The organism is Paludibacterium flexuosum, from assembly GCF_037076605.1.
Lineage (GTDB): Bacteria > Pseudomonadota > Gammaproteobacteria > Burkholderiales > Chromobacteriaceae > Paludibacterium.
Genome location: NZ_AP029060.1, coordinates 2,357,774 through 2,377,547, shown reverse-complemented (window position 1 = coordinate 2,377,547; position 19,774 = coordinate 2,357,774). Strand labels below are relative to the sequence as shown.

At 60.8% G+C, this 19,774-nt stretch carries 20 protein-coding genes; 8 read left to right on the top strand and 12 right to left on the bottom strand.

Annotation, left to right across the window (positions count from 1 at the left end):
- Positions 1-127 precede the first annotated feature (127 nt).
- Both AACH39_RS11335 and AACH39_RS11330 read right to left on the bottom strand, forming a co-directional pair.
- A complete protein-coding gene (locus tag AACH39_RS11335; protein WP_338620012.1) occupies positions 128-1,798 on the bottom strand; it encodes a GNAT family N-acetyltransferase in 1,671 nt (556 codons plus the stop codon).
- A 367-nt stretch (positions 1,799-2,165) separates the two neighbouring features.
- Entirely contained in the window at positions 2,166-3,791 is a 1,626-nt protein-coding gene (locus AACH39_RS11330; RefSeq protein ID WP_338620011.1) for a methyl-accepting chemotaxis protein, read from the bottom strand.
- A 199-nt stretch (positions 3,792-3,990) separates the two neighbouring features.
- On the opposite strand from AACH39_RS11330, the gene AACH39_RS11325 reads away from it, so the two are divergent.
- On the top strand, positions 3,991-4,347 hold the full coding sequence (locus AACH39_RS11325) for a translation initiation factor Sui1 (RefSeq protein WP_215779619.1): 357 nt from the start codon (positions 3,991-3,993) through the stop codon (positions 4,345-4,347).
- Between the two features lie 9 nt (positions 4,348-4,356).
- Here AACH39_RS11325 and AACH39_RS11320 read toward each other — a convergent pair whose 3' ends face one another.
- The 3 genes from AACH39_RS11320 to copC are packed head-to-tail and all read right to left on the bottom strand — an operon-like array spanning position 4,357 to position 5,865.
- Positions 4,357-4,692, bottom strand: a complete 336-nt coding sequence (locus AACH39_RS11320; RefSeq protein ID WP_215779621.1) for an MGMT family protein — start codon at positions 4,690-4,692, stop codon at positions 4,357-4,359.
- Between the two features lie 4 nt (positions 4,693-4,696).
- Entirely contained in the window at positions 4,697-5,506 is an 810-nt protein-coding gene (locus AACH39_RS11315; protein ID WP_338620010.1) for a CopD family protein, read from the bottom strand.
- Positions 5,503-5,865: a copper homeostasis periplasmic binding protein CopC gene (gene copC, locus AACH39_RS11310; protein WP_215779626.1), complete on the bottom strand. Its 363-nt coding sequence runs from the start codon at positions 5,863-5,865 to the stop codon at positions 5,503-5,505. The genes AACH39_RS11315 and copC overlap by 4 nt, the downstream gene beginning before the upstream one ends.
- A gap of 233 nt (positions 5,866-6,098) precedes the next feature.
- On the opposite strand from copC, the gene AACH39_RS11305 reads away from it, so the two are divergent.
- From AACH39_RS11305 to AACH39_RS11285, 5 genes are all read left to right on the top strand, one after another.
- On the top strand, positions 6,099-6,884 hold the full coding sequence (locus AACH39_RS11305; RefSeq protein ID WP_215779630.1) for an ABC transporter substrate-binding protein: 786 nt from the start codon (positions 6,099-6,101) through the stop codon (positions 6,882-6,884).
- Positions 6,885-7,346: 462 nt separating this feature from the next.
- Positions 7,347-8,129 (top strand): ABC transporter substrate-binding protein, encoded by a 783-nt coding sequence (locus tag AACH39_RS11300; RefSeq protein WP_256444956.1) that lies wholly within the window; start codon positions 7,347-7,349, stop codon positions 8,127-8,129.
- 186 nt (positions 8,130-8,315) lie between these two features.
- A complete protein-coding gene (hisQ, locus tag AACH39_RS11295) occupies positions 8,316-8,981 on the top strand; it encodes a histidine ABC transporter permease HisQ (RefSeq protein WP_338620005.1) in 666 nt (221 codons plus the stop codon).
- Positions 8,978-9,694, top strand: coding sequence for an ABC transporter permease (locus tag AACH39_RS11290; RefSeq protein WP_338620003.1), 717 nt, complete (start codon positions 8,978-8,980; stop codon positions 9,692-9,694). The genes hisQ and AACH39_RS11290 overlap by 4 nt, the downstream gene beginning before the upstream one ends.
- A gap of 12 nt (positions 9,695-9,706) precedes the next feature.
- A complete protein-coding gene (locus AACH39_RS11285; protein WP_215779638.1) occupies positions 9,707-10,474 on the top strand; it encodes an ATP-binding cassette domain-containing protein in 768 nt (255 codons plus the stop codon).
- A gap of 55 nt (positions 10,475-10,529) precedes the next feature.
- On the opposite strand, the gene AACH39_RS11280 is transcribed toward AACH39_RS11285, so the two are convergent.
- The gene (locus tag AACH39_RS11280) at positions 10,530-11,657 is read right to left on the bottom strand and encodes a succinylglutamate desuccinylase/aspartoacylase family protein (protein ID WP_215779640.1); all 1,128 of its coding nucleotides are present in this window, start codon (positions 11,655-11,657) and stop codon (positions 10,530-10,532) included.
- A 144-nt stretch (positions 11,658-11,801) separates the two neighbouring features.
- Here AACH39_RS11280 and AACH39_RS11275 point away from each other — a divergent pair, with 144 nt between their 5' ends.
- Entirely contained in the window at positions 11,802-12,455 is a 654-nt protein-coding gene (locus AACH39_RS11275; protein ID WP_215779642.1) for a TetR family transcriptional regulator, read from the top strand.
- Here AACH39_RS11275 and AACH39_RS11270 read toward each other — a convergent pair.
- The 4 genes from AACH39_RS11270 to AACH39_RS11255 form a co-directional block, all read right to left on the bottom strand.
- Positions 12,436-13,755, bottom strand: coding sequence for a sigma-54 dependent transcriptional regulator (locus AACH39_RS11270; RefSeq protein WP_215779644.1), 1,320 nt, complete (start codon positions 13,753-13,755; stop codon positions 12,436-12,438). The genes AACH39_RS11275 and AACH39_RS11270 overlap by 20 nt on opposite strands.
- Entirely contained in the window at positions 13,748-15,625 is a 1,878-nt protein-coding gene (locus AACH39_RS11265; RefSeq protein WP_338620000.1) for an ATP-binding protein, read from the bottom strand. The genes AACH39_RS11270 and AACH39_RS11265 overlap by 8 nt, the downstream gene beginning before the upstream one ends.
- Positions 15,626-15,741: 116 nt before the next feature.
- Entirely contained in the window at positions 15,742-17,028 is a 1,287-nt protein-coding gene (locus tag AACH39_RS11260; RefSeq protein WP_215779650.1) for a dicarboxylate/amino acid:cation symporter, read from the bottom strand.
- 335 nt (positions 17,029-17,363) lie between these two features.
- A complete protein-coding gene (locus tag AACH39_RS11255) occupies positions 17,364-17,819 on the bottom strand; it encodes a MaoC family dehydratase (RefSeq protein WP_215779652.1) in 456 nt (151 codons plus the stop codon).
- A gap of 99 nt (positions 17,820-17,918) precedes the next feature.
- On the opposite strand from AACH39_RS11255, the gene AACH39_RS11250 reads away from it, so the two are divergent.
- Positions 17,919-18,491, top strand: a complete 573-nt coding sequence (locus AACH39_RS11250) for a flavodoxin family protein (RefSeq protein ID WP_215779654.1) — start codon at positions 17,919-17,921, stop codon at positions 18,489-18,491.
- A gap of 51 nt (positions 18,492-18,542) precedes the next feature.
- On the opposite strand, the gene AACH39_RS11245 is transcribed toward AACH39_RS11250, so the two are convergent.
- Positions 18,543-18,968 carry a BLUF domain-containing protein gene (locus AACH39_RS11245; RefSeq protein WP_215779656.1) on the bottom strand — a complete coding sequence of 142 codons (426 nt, stop codon included), beginning with the start codon at positions 18,966-18,968 and terminating at the stop codon, positions 18,543-18,545.
- Positions 18,969-18,970: 2 nt separating this feature from the next.
- Positions 18,971-19,678 (bottom strand): GTP cyclohydrolase I, encoded by a 708-nt coding sequence (gene folE / locus AACH39_RS11240; RefSeq protein ID WP_215779659.1) that lies wholly within the window; start codon positions 19,676-19,678, stop codon positions 18,971-18,973.
- Positions 19,679-19,774 lie beyond the last annotated feature (96 nt).

Here is a 19,774-nt window from a genome sequence, read left to right as displayed (position 1 = left end):
CCTGCCGCATGAGCCGGCGTGCGCCGACAGGATGGGCTGCGGGTGAAGACCACTGGCGAAGGAAGGGATGAAAAACCCCCTGGCGACGACGTGTCGGCAGGGGGTGTGGGATGACCGTGGTGTCTGCTCAGAGGATCAGGCGCAACGCCGTGGTGGAGCTGGAGCTGGCACCTTGCAGTTCGGAGGACACATACAGCTTGGTCGGCATGTCTGCCCGGGCCATCTTGTCGAAGCCATGGGCGAAGAACAGACCGTCGGTTGGACCGGACAACAGGTACAGCGCACCGATCTGCTTGGCGCGGGCTCGTTCAATCAGCGCTCGCAGCAGCCGCTTGGCCACCGACTTGCCGCGCATGTGCGATGACACGACCAGCGAGCGGATCAGGCCGATATCGCCATACACTTCCATGCCGATGGCGCCGATGACGCGACCATTCTCGGTGGCTACGACAAAATTCATCAGGTGATTCAGCGCACCCTGCACCGGCAGACGATTGGCGGTCAGCAGATTGCGAATCTCGTTCCAGTCGGTGGGGGAGGCGGCCTGAAACAGAATGCCGTCCTCCGGTTCGACTTCAGCGGGGGCCGGTTGCTCTTCGACCTCCGCTTCCTGCATCTGCTCGCGCTGCAGCAGCTTGTTGAACAGCGAGCCCTGAGACAGCAGTTTCTGGAACAGCGATCCGGTGCGTTGCGGTTCGCCGGCCATGCTTTGCGGCATGGCTGGCGTGACGGGCGCGGCGGGTCGGCTGGCCGTGGCACGCTGTGCCGGCTGAATGCTGACCGGTGTCACTGGCGTACGGGGATTGGTTGTCGCTGCCGGCGGGACCGCCCGGGTGCTGCTGATGGTCGGACGAACCACCGGTTCGCTCGGCGGGGTGACCGGGGCGCGGGACTGGGCATCGAGCGCTTCCTGCTGGCGGTCTTCTCCTTTTTGCGCCGCACGCGACAAGGGCGTGCGCGGCGTGGTGCGGGATAACAGCGGACGTGTCGGCAGGGTCTTGGAGCCAACAATCCGGGTATGCGCAACCGGCACCGGAGGACGGACCTTGTCCGCCAGGGGGGAGTGTGGCCGTGTCGCTGCAGGGGTTTCTGCCTTGGCAACCGGCGCCTCGACGGCAGACGCCGCCGTGACCGTTTCCACTTCCACGGCGACCGTCTCGGCGACGGCTTCCGTGACAACTTCAGGCTGTTCGTCGGCGATGGTCGCTGCGGTGGCCTCGACAGCTTTCACCGGCTCGGCCATGGCTTCTTCGCCGACGGGAGCGGCCGCCTCTTGCGCTGTCTCGGTGGTCCCGGCAGGCATGGGCTCTTCGCTTGCGGCTGACGTGGCGGACACCGGTGCGGCGGCCAATGCTGCCGCGGCAGCTTCCGGCTGCTCGTTGCCCTGCATGCCGGCGATCAGCATGGCAAGCGCCTTGCGGATCTGCTCGCGCTGCGCGGCATCCAGCGTTTGCATCCATTGTTCTGCGTGGCTGTCGAGCGACACATTCAAGGCCTGGTAGCGTTTGCGGCCTTTGGCCGTCAACTCCAGCCAGCGGCTGCGCCGGTCGTTGTCATGGCGGGATTTGGCCACCAGCTCTGCCTGCACCAGGCTTTCGACGGCCCGACTGACCCAGCCCTTGTCCAGGCTGAGGCGGCGACCGAGTTCCTGCTGAGTCAGCAGGCCGGCCTGACCAAGCTCCATCAGCACATGGCTTTGGGTTGATGAGGTGTCATGGCCACTGGTTACATGCTCGCGCTGTGCCTGGTTGTAGAGGCGGGTCAGCTCGCGCAGCAAGTTTCCGATTGAGGGCTGCATTACAGATTCCTGAAGATAATTTACTGCTCCAGAAAGCAAGATATAATTCGAGTATGCGGTTGTCAACAACAACCAACAAAAATTAATCACTTTTGATACAGCAACAATCAGATTGACGTAAAAAAGCCATCAGTCGATTCTGATGATTGTTGTAAATCAACTATATTTCATGCGCAGGGAGAGTGAAAGCAAAGAAGAGAAAATTAATTGTCTGGCGAAGGAAAGTGTCGCTAATTTCTCGAAAATCCCTGTGACATAAGATGTCCAGGTGTTCGAGGAAAAATGTTGCCTTGTGCAACTAAATGAAATTTATTTCCAGATAAATCAAAGGCATGCCCGTTGCGGGCGTGCCTTTTGCCGGATGTTGTCAGGTGTGGAATCGTGAAACCAGCGCATGTAACCGTTCAGCCAGCCGTTCCAGCTCTTCGGCCGCTTCGACGGTATGGCGAATTGAGGCGTCATTCTCCAGTGCATGCTCGGCAATACTGTCGATGTTGCGTGCAACGGCATTGCTGACCTGCTGTTGTTGTTCGGTGACAGACACAATCTGCGCCAGACCATCACACACTTCGGCCGCTGAGGCATTGGCGCTGTCCAGCACGCCGGCGACCCGGTCGGCCGACTGATGGCTGGACGCCAGGTAGTCGAGGCTGGTCATGACCGTCTGGCGGACCATCTCGGAGCGCTGGCCCAGGGCACGGGTGACCTCGTCAATTTCCCGGGCGGACAGTGCCGACTTCTCGGCCAGCTTGCGCACCTCATCGGCGACCACGGCAAAGCCGCGTCCGGCCTCCCCCGCGCGCGCAGCTTCAATCGCGGCATTCAGGGCCAGCAGATTGGTCTGATCGGCAATTTCCCGCACTTGCTGCGTCATGCCGGTAATGGCGCTGGTCGATGCCATCAATTCGCTTTCGGCTTCTGCCATGACCTTGACGGCGGTTTCCACCTGGCCGAGATCCTTTTGCAGCGTCGCCAGACTCTTCACACCCTCTTCCGCACGGGACAGGCTTTCCTTGGCCCGGTCATTGACCTGATTGGCACTGGCGGCGATATCGCTGATGTGCCCGGCCAACTCCACCACCGAGTCGGCCGCCACATGCGACTGACTGCTCTGCTGGCGTGAGCTCTCGCTCAGGCTGGCGGTCTGAGCCGACAGTGTATGCACCGCCTCGTTCACCTCATTGGCCGAGTTGCCCACCTGGCGTACCAGATCCGCAATGGTGCCGAGCATTTGATTGAAACGTCGCGCGGTACGACCGATTTCGTCCATATGCTGGTCATGCAGGCGCTGGGTCAGGTCACCTTCCCCCTTGGCGATGGTGGCCAGTCGGTGCTCCATGGACTGCAGGGGACGGGTGACGAAACGACGGACAAACAGGAACACGATCAGCACCAGCGGCAGCGACAGCAACATGGCAAACACGATGCACTGATTGCGGAAACTGGCGACCGAGTCGTAGGTCTTTTTCAGCGAGATCCGCATGCTGACCAGACCAAGCGGCGTTTTCTCCGCCACCATATGACAGCTGATGCAGTTCTTGCCGAGATATTGCGTCGAGGCCAGTGCCGGATAAATGATGCGCAGGTGTTCGCCAATTTCGGGAGAAGACTCGATACGAATGACCGGCTTGCCGTCTATCAGCGCCTGGCGCTCGGCTTCGTCCCGCGGCTGGGCCTCAGACCCGGCGCCGGGACCGAACTGCTTGACCACCGCACTGCCCCGGACCACCCGCAGATCGCGCACGGCAGAGAGTTCTTTGATCTGATCCAGAAACACATTGCGCTGATTGACCGTGCCGGTGATCATCATGCCGGTCAAACCCGCCAGCGTCATTTCGTTGATCGAGTGGGCCATGTCGGTTGCCTGGTCGATGGCAATCTCGCGGCTGACCTTGGTCTCCCAGCCGATCATGGCGCCCCATGCCAGCACCAGACATAGCCAGATCGCCCCTGTCAGGCGCAACCAGATCGGCCAATCGGAAAATCTGCGCATGTTGTCTCCGGCCCCCTTGGGTAGCCGCTCCCTGATGTATTTATATGTTGAGCGATGACATCCGCATTATTGTGTCCAGCATATCCCAGATAGTTAACAGCTTCCATTAATTGAGATCAAGGTTTTGGCCGCGTGGGAAGGATTGCCGTGGCGGACAGCAAGTTCTATGCTTCGCAGCGGTTCAAATCAGGAAGGCAAAATGAAAACCTCAGCTGGTGGTCTGGTGTACTCGACCGAACACGGGCGCATGTGTCCGCAATGCCGCTTGCCGCAGGCGCAATGCCAATGTGGCAAGGTTCCCGCTGTGCCTGCCGGTGACGGCGTGGTACGCCTGCGTTGTGAAACCAAGGGGCGCAAGGGCAAGGGTGTGACGGTGATCAGTGGTATTCCGCTGGCGGGGGAGGCACTGGCCAGCTTTGCCAAAGGGATGCGCCAGCGCTGCAGTAGTGGTGGCACGGTCAAGGATGGGGTGGTAGAGATCCAGGGAGATCATGTGGCGGCGTTGCTGCCCTGGTTGCAGCAACAGGGGTGGGTGGTGAAGAAAAGCGGCGGCTGAGGCCGTCTCTTAGTCGCCATGCGGCTGCTCGTCCGGTGCCCAGGCCAGCGCGCGCATATCCAGTCGGCCGTTCTGGTCGAAGGCGATTCCCTCTTCCTCCAGCAGCAGCCGCTGCAGCGCTTCATCGCCCGTCAGGCCGCGTACCGGAATGCTGCCCCGGGCGTTCAGCACACGAAACCAGGGTAATGGCGACGGCGCGCACGCCAGCGCCCTGGCGACCAGACGGACATGGCGTGGAAAGCCCGCTGCGCGGGCCACGGCGCCATAGCTCATGACCCGCCCGGCGGGGATTTCAGCCACGACGCGCTGCATGGCCTGCAGGATAAGGGTGGTTGATGCTTGCATGCGCTCAGTTTGGCATGGTCGTGGACAGGCGGGTAGCACAAAGCAGCAACAGGACCAGCACCGCAGACTCCAGTCGCAGAATGGTCCAGAAGCGCGTGACGGCATGGGTCACATGCTGCTCAATGGCTGGCAGATACTGCCAGCGATTCATGGCGCCGAGCAGGATGGCAACCGTGGCCAGCGCGAGCTTGATGCCCAGCCAGGTCAGGTATTCCGGGTTCGCATGCGCCGGTATGCCGTCGGTGACGCGCAGCAGATTCATCACACCGCTGACGGCCAGTATTCCCAGTGCCCAGCTGGCCAGGACGGACAGGCGTCGTGCCTGTCGTGCCGCCTGAACGCCCTGTGGTGCTGCGCAGTGCGCCGCCAGCAACACGGGTCCCAGCCAGAGCGCCATGCCCAGCAGATGCCCCATGTGGATGGTGACAGGCAGCGACAGCATGCCGGCAGAAGCGGCATGGCCAGTCGCCGCACGTGACCACAACAGCAGTCCCAGACCCGGCCAGGCGAGGCGGGGCAGCTTGTCGGACAGCATGAGGCAGGCCATGCCGGCCAGCGCCAGCCACTGCATATGACCGAAGTGACTGTGTTGCATGACCAGACTGAGTGCCGCGGGCAAACCGGCCAGTCCGCACGCCGTCATGACCAGGGTGGCACTGACGATGTATCCGCCGAGCCCGAGTGCCATCAGTCGCCGGCTGCCACGCAGCCTGGTGGTCAGGCCCGGCAGGCGAAGGGCCAGTTGCAGCGCCAGCATGGCGTCCAGCAGCGTGGCAGACAGTACCCCGATCCAGTCAATCCAGTCGCTGCTCATTGGACCTGGAAGCGGAATTTGCCCTGTGTGCGATGACCATCGGTGGCCACGGCAGTCCATTTGACGACATAGCGACCGTGTGCGAGGACAGGCAGGCTGACATGCATGGTATCCGGGGTGGCGGGGTCGACCGTGGTCGCTGCCTGATTGACCTTTTTGCCTTGTTCATCCGTGACTTCCAGCGTGCTCAGCGAGGGCTCCAGTGTTTCGGTAAAGCGCATGCTGACTTGCTTGGGGGCCGTGACCGAGGCCTCGGCAGCCGGCGACTGGGAGACGGGATGGGCATGGGCCCAGGCGGCTTGCTGGGTGCACAGCAACAGGGCGCAGATGGACAGCAGGCGTAACGGCAGACGTGACATGAGAACTCCGCAATGAGGGTTGAGCAGCATCGCAGCCCGAATGGCTGAATGCGAACAGGTGTCATTATCAATGATAATTAGGTGTATAGTCCCCGCCCTGTGGCGATATGTCGCACGCATGGCTGTCGCGGGCTGTGCATGGTGCATGAACTTGCATAGTGTGTGCATGTCGCACAAGCAATGACCAATCAGTCGTCAGAAGATTGGCAGGGTTTATTCAGGAGAATGGAAGAATGAAAAAAAACATCGTGGTTTCGCTGGCGGCACTGGGCTTGCTGGCTGTTTCGTCGTTTGCCTCGGCCAGTCAGTGGAAGGATATCCGCTTTGGCGTCGAAGCCAGCTATCCCCCGTTCGAGTCGAAGACTGCCGACGGCAAGCTGGTGGGGTTTGACATTGATCTGGGCAACGAGATCTGCAAGCGCCTGCAGGCACGATGTGTCTGGGTGGAAAACGATTTCGACGGTCTGATCCCGGCCCTCAAGGCGCGCAAGTTCGACGGCATCCTGTCGTCGATGTCGGTCACCGAAGCGCGCCAGAAGCAGATTGCCTTCTCCAGCCGGCTGTTCAATACCCCGACGCGCATGCTGGCCAAGGCGGGCTCGGGTCTGCAGCCGACGGCCGCCTCGCTCAAGGGCAAGCGCGTGGGCGTGCAGCAGGGGACCATCCAGGAGGCTTACGCCAAGGTGCACTGGGCGGTTGCCGGGGTGGAGGTGGTGCCCTACCAGAGCCAGAACCAGGTACTGGCCGACCTGAAGAGTGGTCGTCTGGATGCCTCGCTGCAAGATGCGGTGCAGGCTGACCAGGGTTTCCTGCAGAAGCCGGACGGCAAGGGCTTTGCCTTCGCTGGCGCCGCACTGAATGACCCGCAAACGCTGGGTATCGGCTCGGCCGTGGGGCTGCGCAAGGAAGATACCGCGCTCAAGGCGGCCATCGACCAGGCGATTGCCGCCATGTTGAAGGACGGGACATACAAGAAAATCGAGGCACGCTACTTCCGCTTTGATGTTTACGGGCACTGAGCCCTGCTGAAAAAGCCGCCGGCGCATGCGCTGGCGGCTTTTTCATTGTAAAACTGCAACAGTACGCCGATTTTTTTCCCGCTAAATGTTAATGATCGATTGTCTGACTGATCGATTGTTGTCTGTATCGCTAACAGCATGAGCGATAACTGATATTTCCCGTATATCGAACGATCAGGCCAAGTGTCATCTGCCTGCCAGGGCCATGGCAGGCAAACTCACGCTGAAAAACAAGATGTGAATAGGAATGCCACTACCTTATCCGCAAAATAAATTCTATAGACATAGCGTCACATTTATATAACATTCAAACCCATAAGCTTCCGCACACAGGGAAGCAAGATTCAGCACAGAGGGGCGCCAGACCCCGGAGATAGCGAGCAGTCCATCCCGATACCCGGCCAGATGATGGTGCGGGTTTTTTCATCGTTGCAGTGAATGTGGTCTCTTGAGGAGAAACAAGTGAAAAAAGCATTTGCAACTGTTGCAGCCTTTGGCCTGATGGCCGCTTCCATGGGGGCATGGGCAGGTCAATGGCAAGAAGTCCGTTTTGGTGTCGATGCCAGCTATGCACCGTTCGAGTCGAAGGCGGCCGATGGCAAGCTGGTGGGCTTTGACATCGATCTGGGCAACGAGATCTGTAAGCGTCTGCAAGCCAAGTGTGTGTGGGTGGAGAATGACTTTGACGGCATGATTCCGGCGCTCAAGGCCAAGAAGTTTGACGGTATTCTGTCTTCGATGTCGGTGACGGATGCACGCCTGAAGCAAATCAACTTCTCCACCAAGCTGTTCAATACGCCGACCCGCATGGTGGCCAAGAGCGGTGCCGGTCTGCAGCCCACTGCCGCCTCGCTTAAGGGCAAGCGTGTCGGGGTGGAACAGGGCACCATCCAGGAGGCCTATGCCAAGGCACACTGGGCGCCGTCCGGTGTAGAAGTGGTGCCGTACAAGGATCAGAACCAGGTGCTGTCCGACTTGCAGGCCGGTCGTATCGATGCCTCGCTGCAAGATGCCGTGCAGGCTGACCAGGGCTTCCTGCAAAAGCCGGAAGGCAAGGGTTTCGCTTTTGCCGGTCCGGAAGTCGTGGATCCGAAGACCCTGGGCACTGGTGCCGCCATTGGCCTGCGCAAGGAAGATACCGCGCTGAAAGCGGCGATCGACAAGGCGATTGCCGCCATGCTGAAGGACGGGACTTACAAGAAAATCGAGAAGAAATATTTCTCCTTTGACGTTTACGGCAAATAAGTGTGCCGGGGCGAAGCCTGCCTGTCGCAGGCTTCGCCCGGTATTGCCTGACGCCCTGCAGGCCGGAAGCGATCCGGCTTTCGGGTAGTCAGTCACTGGAGAGAAGCATCAGGATGCGGCAAGGCGGGACGTCGCGGTGCAGGTCCTGAGAAGGAGAACAATATGTTTTTGTACGGATTCGGTCCCATGATCTGGGACGGAACCATGGTGACACTCGAGCTGGCCGTGTTGTCACTGCTGCTGGCCTTTGCCATCGGGCTGGTCGGTGCGGCTGCCAAGTTGTCCAGCAATCCCTTGCTGAGCATGGTGTCGACGGTCTACACGACCCTGATTCGCGGTGTGCCCGACCTGGTGTTGATGCTGCTGATCTTCTACAGCCTGCAAATCGGACTGAATCATCTGACCGACTGGCAGCACATGGATCAGATCGACCTCAACCCGTTTGCTTCCGGCGTGATCACGCTGGGATTCATCTATGGCGCCTACTTTACCGAGACCCTGCGCGGGGCCTTCATGGCCGTGCCGCCGGGGCAGATCGAAGCTGGCCGTGCCTATGGCATGAGTCACTGGCAGGTTTTCCACCGCATCCAGTTTCCCCAAATGATGCGCTTTGCCCTGCCCGGCATTTCCAATAACTGGCAGGTGATGCTCAAGGCCACCGCGCTGGTGTCCATCATCGGTCTGGCCGATGTGGTCAAGCTGTCGATCGATGCCGGCAAGAGTACCTACAAAGTGTTTTTCTTCACGGTGGTGGCCGGCGTGGTGTACCTGTTGTTGACCACAGTCTCCAATCTGGTCCTGATGTGGCTGGAGCGTCGTTATTCGATGGGTGTGCGGGAGGCCGAACTGTGATTGAGATCATTCAGCAATACTGGCGCCAATTCCTGTGGACTGACGGCTATCATCTGTCCGGCCTGGCCGTGACCATGTGGCTGCTGTCCCTGTCGATTGCCATGGGCTTCATCGCTTCGATTCCGCTGGCGGTGCTGCGTGTTTCCAAGGTCAAGTGGGCGGCTCGCCTGGTCGGCCTGTATACCTATGTGTTCCGTGGCACCCCGCTCTATGTGCAGCTGCTGTTTTTCTACACCGGGGTGTACAGCCTGGATGTCGTGCGCGAAACCGACCTGCTCAACGCCTTTTTCCGCGATGGCTACCATTGCACGATTCTGGCCTTTGCCCTGAACACCTGTGCCTATACGACGGAAATTTTCGCCGGCGCCATCAAGGCTACGCCGTATGGCGAGATCGAGGCCGGTCGTGCCTACGGCATGAGCAAGTTCACCCTTTATCGTCGCGTCATCATCCCTTCCGCCCTGCGCCGGGCCTTGCCGGCCTACAGCAACGAAGTGATTCTGATGCTGCACTCGACGACCGTGGCGTTTACCGCCACGGTGCCGGACATCCTCAAGGTGGCGCGTGATGCTAATTCCGCTACCTATGACTCGTTCAATGCCTTCGGCCTGGCTGCACTGATTTATCTGTGCGTGACCTTTGTTCTGGTCGCCCTGTTCCGCAAGGCCGAAAAGAAGTGGCTCGCGCACCTGCGCCCGGCCAGCTCACACTAACTGGATTGCACAATGGAAAAGTTGATTATTCAGAACATTCACAAGCGTTTTGGCGACCACGAAGTGCTCAAGGGCATTTCTTTGACCGCCAAGGCAGGCGACGTGATCAGCATCATTGGTTCGTCCGGTTCCGGCAAGAGTACCTTCCTGCGCTGCATCAATTGCCTGGAAAAGCCGCATGAGGGCAGTATCCGCCTCAATGGTGAAGAGCTGCGCATGCAGCGCGTCAAGAGTGGCGAGCTGATTCCGGCCGACCATGACCAGCTGCAGAAAATGCGCACCAAGCTGGCCATGGTGTTCCAGCATTTCAATCTGTGGGGCCACATGACCGTACTGGAAAACGTCATTGAGGCGCCGGTGCATGTTCTGGGCATGAGCAAGGCCGAAGCAACCGAGCGTGCCATCAAGTATCTGCGCAAGGTCGGACTGGATGAGCGGGCACAGAACAAATATCCGGCCCACCTGTCCGGTGGCCAGCAGCAGCGTGTGGCCATTGCCCGTGCCCTGGCCATGGAGCCGGAAGTCATGTTGTTCGACGAACCTACTTCGGCTCTCGATCCGGAACTGGTGGGCGAAGTGCTCAAGGTCATGCAGGCACTGGCGGAAGAAGGCCGTACCATGATCGTGGTGACGCACGAGATGGGCTTTGCCCGCAACGTCTCCAACCACGTGATGTTCCTGCACCAGGGGCTGGTGGAAGAAGAAGGTTCGCCGCAGGAAGTCTTTGGCAACACCCGCAGCGAACGCCTGAAGGCCTTCCTCTCCGGCAGCCTGAAATAAGCCGCTGCCGGACAAAAAAAGGCCACCCTTGCGGTGGCCTTTTTGATTGTCCGTCTCAGGCAGTCAGCAGCTTGCCCTGCTTGAAGGCATCCTGGCTGGCCACCTTGGCGATTTCCATGCCTGCCGTGGCATAGGTGCGGTGACTGGTGGCATAGAGCATGCCGGGGCGCTGGGCGCGCACCTCGCTGCAGCGGTCGCTGATCGGATCAAAGATTTCGGCGATCAGGTCGCCACTTTTCACCGGCCTGCCGACCGGGGCGTGATAGACGATCACCCCGGCCTGGGGCGCGTACAGATCCTCCGAGCCAGCCAGCGGCGTGGCGGGGAAGGGCAGTTCCGGCAGCGGCGGGACCACATCGTCGATCACCCCGCGCAGACGCAGAAAGTTGAGTATTCCCTCGGCATCCTGCTCGGCCAGGGCGTGCTGCACCTCGCTCTGACCCCGCAACTCGACGGTGACCGCCAGGCAGGCCATGTCGATGTTGACCTCCAGCCCCTCTGCCTGCGCCATGTCGCGCAACTGCCACCACGGCTGGCTGCAGGCTTCGTCAAAGGGATGGTCCCCCGAGTCGGTCGCCAGCAGGCTGGCACAGGCGCCAAGGTAGTGTGCCAGCGGCTTGCACTGCGGCCAGAGCGGTGTGCCGGTGTAGAGATGCAGGCCGGCGCGGAAGTCACAATGCAGATCCAGCACCACATCGGCATCCACGGCCAGCTTCATCAGCGTCAGGCGCAGAGACTGCAGTTCGCTCTGGGCATCCAGCCGGGCCAGATGCTGACGCATCTGGCGGCGGATCAGACTGGTGTTGGCCGCGGCATCCTTGCCCAGCTGCGTGCGGATTTCGGGATAGATCACCTGGGCCAGTGCCGGGTAATGGCGGTTGAAATTCTGTCCGCTTTGCAGATCAAAACGACCGAGCAGGTTCAGGCTCTGGTTCTGGTTCAGACCGATCGGATTGGCCACCGGCACCAGGACGATTTCTCCCCGGATCTGACCGGAGGACTCCAGCGCCAGCAGCTGTTGCTTCAAATGCCAGGCCACCAGCATGCCCGGCAATTCATCAGCGTGCAGACTGGCCTGGATGTAGATTTTTTCTCCCTGACCAGGCTGACCGAAGTGGAAGCTGGTGACGGATCGCTGGCTGCCCAGGCTGGGGGACAGCAACGGATGGTGATGGGTGTACATGATTTCTCCTCTTGCCCGCTCTTTTCGCTTTTGTGCTGTACATGGTATGTCAATTGCACGGTCTTGTGGTGGCGCAAGATGCTGTCATGTGGTGTGCAGCGCGGTGGTAAACTCTGAGTGTCTTTTGTTCCCCTGATGGTTGCCATGGCCAGAAAAGCCCTGACAGATGAACAGCGCCGGGCACGACGCACCACGCTGTTGCAAGCCGCACAGCGGCTGTACCGCCAGACCGGCCAGTTGCCGACGGTATCGCAGATTGCCGAGACCGCCGGTGTCGCCAAGGGCAGTGTCTATCTGTCGTTCCGGACCAAGGAAGCCATCTTCATTGCCTTGCTGGAGGCCGGTTTCGATCGCCTGCTGGACGGCTTTACTCCCCTGCTGCAAGCCATGCCCACCGAGCCGGTGGCGGCGGCCCGGCATATTGCCCCGGCCTTGTCGGCCTATCTGGAGCAACAGCGCGAGCTGCTGTCGCTGGCCGGCATGGCCAATGCCGTGCTGGAGCAGAACCTGCCTCTGGATGAAATGCTCGATTTCAAGCGACGCCTGGCACAGGGGCTGGCCGAGAAAGGGGCGCTGCTGGAGCAAAAAGCACCGATCCTGCAAGGCCGTGGTGCGGCCTTCCTGCTGCAGGTATGGGGGTTGTGTGTCGGACTGTGGCAGGCGCTGGACGCCCATCCGGGGCTGCACGCCCTGCGTGACGAACCGGATCTGGCCATTCTGCGCCATGACTTCGGCACCGAGCTGCGCCATGCCCTGCACGCCCTCTGGCTCGGTGCGCTTACAGGCCGTATTTCCTGACCTTGTCGAACAGGGTGGTCTTGGGCATTTTCAATGATTCGCTGGCACGGCTCAGATTGCCGTCGTGACGGCGCAGTGCCTCGGCAATCAAGACCCGCTCGAAATCCTCCACACTCTGCGCCAGCGATGGCGTGTCGGCGCCGCGGGCCTCCGGTAACAGCGGCGTGCGGATCCCCAGGGCAAAACGCTCGGCGACATTGCGCAGTTCGCGCACATTCCCCGGCCAGTCATGGCCCAGCAGCAGCGCCTGTTCATCCGGCTCCAGCACCGGCGTGGGGCGGTCGAAGCGGGCACAGGCCTGCACCAGAAAATGCTCGAACAGCAGCGGGATATCCTCGCGCCGCTCGCGCAGGGGGGGCAATGTCAGCGAGACCACATTGAGACGGTAGTAGAGATCGGAACGGAACTGACCGGCATCGCTCATGGCCTTGAGATCGAACTTGGTGGCGGCAATGATGCGGCAGTCCAGCGGCACCGGGGTATTCGATCCCAGTCGTTCGAAGCTGCGCTCCTGCAACACCCGCAGCAATTTGATCTGCTGGGCAATCGGCATGCTTTCGATTTCATCAAACAGCAGAGTGCCGCCATTGGCGTACTCGAACTTGCCGATGCGCTTCTTCTTGGCATCGGTAAAGGCGTGTGCCTCATGGCCGAACAATTCGCTCTCGAACAGCGTGTCGCTCAGGCCGCCGCAATTGAGCGCGACAAAGGGACGTTCACTGCGCTTGCTCGCCTGATGCAGGCAGCGTGCCACCAGCTCCTTGCCACAGCCGGTCTCACCATGGATCAGCACATTGGCCGCGGTGTCGGCCAGATCGGCAATCATGGCCCGAATACGTGCCATGGCCGGTGAGCGACCGATCAGCTGTGCTTCCAGGGTGAACTTGCTTTGCAGCTGCTGCTCGAGATTGCGTACCGCCAGACCGAGCCGGCGCTGTTCCAGGGCCCGGCGCGTGACGTCCAGCAGCCGTTCCGGCGAGAACGGCTTTTCAATGAAATCGTAGGCGCCATCCTTCATGGCCTGTACCGCCAGACTGATATCACCGTGACCGGTGATCAGGATCACCGGCAGCTCGGCATCCCGCTGACGCAGCTTTTTCAGCAGCGCCATGCCATCGGTACCCGGCAGGCGAATATCACTCACCACCACCCCGGCAAAGCCCGAGCCGATCTGTTGCAGCGCTTCCTCCGCGCTGGCCGCCCCCTGTACCGGGATGCCCTCCAGCTCGAAAGCCTGCATGCATCCCAGCAGCACGCTGGGATCGTCTTCGACGATGAATACCGACAAGCTGTCAGTCATGGTGTGATTCTCCGGTCAATGCTGGCAGCAGCAGCGTAAAGATCGCCCCGCCCTGCGGATGATTGGCGGCCGACAGACTGCCGCCGGCTTCGGCCAGGATGCTGGCCGACAGGGTCAGACCCAGCCCCAGGCCGACCCCGGCTGGTTTGGTGGTATAGAACGGCTCGAACAGGTGTTGCAGGCTCTTGGCCGAAAAACCGTGGCCGTTGTCGTGCAGCGTCAGTTCGACGCGCTGATCCAGCCGTCGGCTGCGGATGATGATGCGGGCACCCGGCATGTCTTGCAGTGCATCGAGCGAGTTGGTCAGCAGATTCACCAGTACCTGCTCCAGCCGGTTGGGGTCACAATCCGCGACCAGATCGGGCGTTTCCTCGCGGATCACCTCGACGGCCCCGTGGCGCAGGCGCTGGTCGATCAGGAACAGCGCATTATCGAGCGTACGCGTCAATGCCGCCTGGCCGCCGCTGGCCTGGGATTTGTGGGCGAAAGAGCGCAGTGCGCCGGTAATCTTGCCCATGCGTTCAACCAGCTGGCCGATGGTTTCCAGATTGCCGCTGGCGGTCGGCAAGTTGCCGCGCGCCAGATACTTGATGGTGTTGGCCGACAGGGTCGACAGGGCTGCCAGAGGCTGATTGAGTTCATGGGCGATTTGCGCCGACAGCTGGCCGACCACGGCCATCTTGCCGGCCTGAATCAGCTCGGCCTGGGTTTGGCGCAAGTGAGTCTCGGCACGCGCCCGCTCGGTGACCTCGGCCTGCAGCTGCTGATTGGCCGACAGCAGATCGGCGGTGCGCTCCTCGACCTTCTGCTCCAGCTGCCGGTAGGCACGCTGCAGGGCCTCGCGTGCTGCCAGTTTGTCGCGCAGGCGCCGGCGGCGCTCGTTGAGCAGCACCAGCCCGGTCAACAGCAGGATGGACAGCACGGCCGCCAGGCTGGCGCGGCTGTAAGCCAGGCTGTAGGCGGGGGCGAGGCTTTCCAGCACCGACAGTTGCCAGTTGCTGCCTGCCAGTGGGCGCGTTTGTTCCAGATAGCGGTGCAAGGGCGAATCGGCCACCCCGGATGGTGCCATCCAGCGTACGACGCGGGCGTCGCTGGATTGCTGATGCAGTAAGTCGATCTTCAGCGGTCGCAACTTCAGACGGTTGTATTGGCGCGTTTCGTCCAGCCGTTGCTGGTCTTGTGGCGGCAAGGTGCCGAGGGTGGCGAATTTCCACTCCGGCCGCGAGGCCAGAATCACCACGCGGTTGGCGTCGGCCACCCATACCAGCGCCTTGTTCTGGCTCCATGTGTGCTCCAGCCGGGACAGACTGATTTTGACGACCGCCACGCCGATGGCCTGTCCGTTATCATCCAGCGCCTGCGACAAGTAATAGCCCGGCTCGCTGCGCGTGGTGCCGATGCCGAAGAAGCGGCTGCTCTTGCCGATGATGGCTTCTTTGAAATACGGGCGGAAAGCGTCGTTTTCGCCGAGGAAGCTGTCAGGTTGCTGCCAGTTGCTGGTGGCGATGACCTGACCCTGATTGTCCATGATGTAGATGGCGGTGGCGCTGGTGCGCTCGGTCAGGTGTTCCAGATAACGATTGACCTGCTTCTGCAGGATCAGGTCCCGGGGGGCATGCAGCAGGCCGACGACCGCCGGCGACAAGCCCAATACCCCGGGCAGCCGGGCAAAACGCTCCACCTCACTGTCCAGCGTCGCGCTGTACAGATCCAGCCGCTGGTTGGCGCTGTTTTCCAGTTCCGCCAGCGAGGACGACAGACTGGCATTGAAGGCCCAGCAGGCAAAGCCGGCCACGATCAGGGCAATCAGCGCCAGATAGAGCAGGGTGCCTGACAGTGAGCGGTGTTTGGCCATAAGGTGTAATAGCAAGAGAGGGTTACCATCCCGGCGAGAATAGTCAGAATGCCCTGTGCTGGCAAACCGCCTGATCAAGCTTTGCCATGAAAAAAGGCCGCCAGCTGGCGGCCTCATTTTCGGTTTCAAGCTCAGGCTTCCTGGCTGACCAGTTGCACCACCGGTTCGGCGATGAGGCCATCCTGCTGCTCGGCCTGGGGCGCGCCCAGCATGTTCTCCATCTTGGCGACCGTGGCGGTGGCAATCGAGTTGGCCATCACATTGGTCGCGGTACGGAACATGTCGAGGAACTGGTCAATGCCAAGGATCAGCAGAATCCCGGCTTCCGGCAGATGGAACATCGGCAGCACAGCGGCGACCACCACCAGCGAGGCCCGCGGCACACCGGCGATCCCCTTGCTGGTAACCATCAGCACCAGCAGCATGGTCAGCTGGCTGCCCAGCGACATTGGCACGTTATAGACCTGGGAGATGAACAGGGCGGCGAAGGAGGCATACATCACCGAGGCGGCCAGGTTGAAGGAGTAGCCCAGCGGCAGTACAAAGCCGGAAATGCGGCTGTCGACCCCGAAGGCATCCAGTTGTTCCAGCACCTTGGGGAAGGCGGCTTCCGAGCTGGCCGTGGCGAAGCCCAGCATCATCGGGGCGCGAATCTTCTTCATCAGCACCATGACATCACGGCCGAGGTACAGATAGCCAATGGCCAGCAGGAAGGCCCACAGCGTGGCGATGGCGACCAGGAAAGCGCCGAGGAAACGGGCATAGATCATCAGGATGCCCAGACCCTGGGTGGTGATGGTGGCAGCAACGGCACCGAACACGCCCAGCGGGGCAAAGGCCATCACAATGCCGGTCAGCTTGAGCATGGTGTGTGCCACATCATCCAGCATATTGCGCAGCGTGGTCGGGAAGCGGTTTTTCAACTGCGCCATCGAAATACCGAAGAACAGCGAGAACACCACAATCTGCAGCATCTCGTTATTGGTCATGGCTTCAAAGAAGCTCTTCGGGAACATGTGCGAAATGAAGTCATGCAGATTCAGCGCGCTGGTTTTCAGGCCGGCACTGCCGGTCGGCATCGGCAGGTTATAGCCGACACCCGGTTGCAGTACGTTGGCGTAGAACATGCCGATCAGCAGCGAGACCAGCGAAGCCAGGATGAACCAGACCATCGCCTTGCCGCCAACGCGGCCGACCGATTTGGTGTCGGAGCTGGCAATCCCGACCACCAGCGTCGAGAACACCAGCGGCCCGATGATCATCTTGATCATGCGCAGGAAAACGTCGGTGAGGATGGACAAGTTGCTGGCCACATTCTTGGCCGCCTCAGCCGTCAGCGAGTTGTGACACAGGAAGCCGACAACGATACCAAGGATCAGCGCGATGCCGACCCAAAGGGTGATTTTGTTCGATTTCATACAATCTCCGGTTCAAAAAGCCGGCACGCGCTAACGGTGTCGATCCCTGATCCGTCATGGCGTAGCCCTGTCCTCCGGTCAGCCTCCCGCGAGAGGCGCCATCAGGTTGTGTGTGTGTGCACGATGCGGCGGCGTCTTGTCTGCCGCGAACGGCTCGTGGCCGTTTGTTGTCATCGCCCGGCTACTGATTAGCACATCGCGTGCCAGCATCATGGCGGAGGAAGTGGTTTTTAACTTGTTGATTTGTATGAATATAAAACCAGGCGGCTGGCGCGGCGTTTGGATTTCCGTACCAGCCAGGGGGAATGACGTTCGGAAATCCGAACGTCATTGGGTCAAGACGGACGAATCGGCACGGACAAGCGAGAGGTCATGCTCTGTACCAGCGCGCCATCCTGGTTGCGGGTTTCGCTTTTCAGGGTAACCAGACCGCGCTCGGGGCGCGAAGGGGAAGTCTTGATGTCGATCACCTCGCTGGTGACCTGCAGACGGTCGCCGGGCCGGGTCGGGCGCGGCCAGCGCAGTTCGGCGCCCGCCCCCACCAGCCCGCCGGCAACCGGCAGGCCGCTGCCCACCAGCAAACGCATGGTGACCGCCGCGGTATGCCAGCCACTGGCCGCTAGTCCGGCGAACAGGGTGTTGCGCGCGGCGTCCTCATCCAGATGGAAGGGCTGCGGGTCGAATTGGGCGGCAAAGGCCTTGATGTCGGCCATCGTCATCTCGTGGGAGGCACTGACAAAGGTCTGGCCCAGCGTGAAATCCTGCAGATACATCGTTTCAGTCTTCGCCATGGCGGAATTCCGGGGCATGTCAACGGATGGTCTATAAACAGACAACCGGTGCCGGAAGGCATCCTGATCGTCTTCCACAACAACAGGGAGTTTGCAGCCATGACAACCATCGCCATTGTCTACTTCAGCGGTTACGGCCACACCGCCAAACAAGCCGAGGCCGTCCGCGACGGCGCGGCAGGCGTTGCCGGCACCCAGGTGGTGATGTATCGCATTGATGCTGACGGCAATTTGCCGGATGGTACCTTCGACGCCCTGGCAGGGGCCGATGCCATCCTCTATGGGTCGCCGACCTATATGGGCGGTCCGGCCTGGCAATTCAAGAAATTTGCCGATGCCTCATCCAAGGCGTGGTTTGTGCAGGCCTGGAAAGACAAGCTGGCTGCCGGCTTTACCACCTCGGCCTCCGTCAACGGCGACAAGGGTGCCACCATTCAATACCTGTTTACCCTGTCACAGCAGCATTCGCAGATCTGGGTCGGCACCGGCCTGATGCCGTCCAATACCAAGGCGCATGGTCCGGCAGACGTCAACTGGACCGCCGGCTTTGCCGGTGCGCTGGCCATTGCGCCATCCGATGCCTCGCCGGACGAGGCGCCGCGTGCCGGCGATCTGGAAACAGCCCGCCTGCTGGGCAAGCGGGTCGCCGAGCTGGCTGCCCGTCTGGCCTGATGCATTGTGCGGCTGACCGGTCCGGCGGTTTCTTGTCGGACCGGCGCTGTATCAGCCCCGCGTGCCGAGTGCGCCGGCCTCGGCCAGGGCTTCCAGCAACCGGGCCGTGCTTTCGCCGCTGACCGAGTACGGGTCGAGTTGCGGGCTGTCGGAGAAGCGCAGCAGCAGCGACATGTTCAGCTTGTCCAGCGCCACCCGGGCCATGGCCCAGTTGGCGTAACGCCGTTCGGCAATCTCTTCGTACTGCAGCAGCGTGACGTTCTGGTGGCGGGGATCCTTGGCCAGCAGCTGGAACAGACGGTTGACCTCGGTACGGCCACCCTCCAGCACCTGCACGAAAGTCTTCTGGCTGTAGCACAGCAGTCCGGTGATGCCGTTGGCCGGATTGTGTACCTGAGCCTGCGACAGAATGGCCTCGATCAGCTTGGCCGAAATGGTTTCTGCGGTCTGACTGGCGTAGATCAAACGAACCAACATGATTATCCCCTGTGGATCAAAGACAGGAATTCACGACGCAAATTGGCATCGCGCAGGAAAGAGCCGCGCATCACGCTATTGGTCATCTTGGACTGATCGTCCTTGACCCCGCGCCAGTGCATGCAGAAGTGGTCGGCTTCCATGACGATGGCCAGGCCATCCGGCTGCAGTTTGTTCATCAGCAAGTCTGCCATGTGGGAAACGGCTTCTTCCTGAATCTGCGGCCGGGTCATGACCCAGTCGATCAGCCGGGCGTATTTCGACAGCCCGATCAGGTTGGAGTGCTCGTTTGGCATCACGCCGACCCATACCTTGCCCATGATCGGGCACAGGTGGTGCGAGCAGGCGCTGCGCACCATGATCGGCCCGACGATCATCAGTTCGTTGAGCTGTTCGACATTGGGAAATTCGGTCGAGGGCGGCATCGGCACATAGCGCCCCCTGAAGACTTCGCGTACGAACATCTTGGCCACCCGCTTGGCGGTTTCCTGCGTGTTGTGATCGTTCTCGGTGTCGATCACCAGGCTTTGCAGAACCTGCTGCATGTGCTGCTGCACTTCGGCCTGCAGTTGATCGAGTTCGCCTTCCTCAATGAAGTCGGCGATGTTGTCGTTGGCATGGAAACGCTTGCCGGCGGCGACCAGGCGGCTGCGGATGCGCACCGATGCCGGATGGCTGGCAAGGCTGTTTTCTTGATCAGATTTGCTCATGAATGGAAGACCTGTTCTGAATCACGATGAGGCTGGCGGGAGTTGTCATCAGGCCGTCGGAGGGCACCGTCGGCACTGAACCAGCCTGTCGTGCTA